3 pseudogenes are annotated in these 1,012 nt (G+C 42.0%); 1 reads left to right on the top strand and 2 read right to left on the bottom strand.

What is annotated here, in order from left to right:
• Positions 1 to 315: pseudogene (locus BGK49_RS15920) on the top strand (IS1-like element IS1B family transposase); the annotation flags it as partial.
• Between the two features lie 14 nt (positions 316 to 329).
• Here BGK49_RS15920 and yfdF read toward each other — a convergent pair.
• Positions 330 to 731: pseudogene (gene yfdF, locus BGK49_RS15915) on the bottom strand (protein YfdF); the annotation flags it as partial.
• Between the two features lie 148 nt (positions 732 to 879).
• Positions 880 to 1,012: pseudogene (locus BGK49_RS29595) on the bottom strand (IS110 family transposase); the annotation flags it as partial.

Here is a 1,012-nt window from a genome sequence, read left to right as displayed (position 1 = left end):
GACAGGCTCCGGAAGACGGTTGTTGCGCACGTATTCGGTGAACGCACTATGGCGACGCTGGGGCGTCTTATGAGCTTGCTGTCACCCTTTGACGTGGTGATATGGATGACGGATGGCTGGCCACTGTATGAATCCCGCCTGAAGGGAAAGCTGCACGTAATCAGCAAGCGATATACGCAGCGAATTGAGCGGCATAACCTGAATCTGAGGCAGCACCTGGCACGGCTGGGACGGAAGTCGCTGTCGTTCTCAAAATCGGTGGAGCTGCATGACAAAGTCATCGGGCATTATCTGAACATAAAACACTATCAATAAGTTGGAGTCATTACCAATGCGCTGAAGATCATTTCCTTGTTATTGATATCATGAGTCTTCTCAACTATGTTGTCATTAATGATAGTACGGACGAGTTCTTTGTCTTTATAGTTCGCAGGTAATTCTATTGGTTCTTGGTTGTCGATACCAATAGTAATATGGTCTGTATCATTGGAGCCAATATCAATATAAGTAACTGAGGAATTATTAATATTAAATCTATAAGGATCGTCGTTTACTCGTATGGCGTTTTTTATAAGCTCAAGTAGATGTTTAATACAGGTGCTTATTCCTTCCTTACCATTAAAAAGGTTTTTGAGCTCTTGTACTAATCCATTAACTTCATCATTGTTATTTTCATTAATGGATTCTGGGTAAGTTGCGCTGGTATTGTTGATTGAAATAGATGGTAGCATGATTTTATTCCATTTTGATTGATTTGTTACAAATATATATTACCTAATGAAATAGACTATCAAAAAACGCTCATTTATTTAGAACCTATCTTTAATTTGAGTGTATGACAATAGCCAGGGGGGTGCCCCTATTAAGTTGTCAAGTATGTTATGACCCCTGCGGGGTATAAAAAGTCCCGTCGCGCATCATGGCGAACAGAACGTCGCAGCGTCGTCTCGCCAGGGCGATAAGCGCCTGATTGTGTCGTTTTCCCTGACTCATTTTGCGGGTGTAGTAAGCC

Origin of the sequence: Shigella sp. FC1544 (assembly GCF_001722145.1) — a bacterium.
GTDB classification, from domain to species: Bacteria; Pseudomonadota; Gammaproteobacteria; order Enterobacterales; family Enterobacteriaceae; genus Escherichia; species Escherichia coli.
The sequence above is the reverse complement of the archived record's forward strand: the minus strand, read 5'-3'. Positions and strand labels throughout refer to the sequence as shown.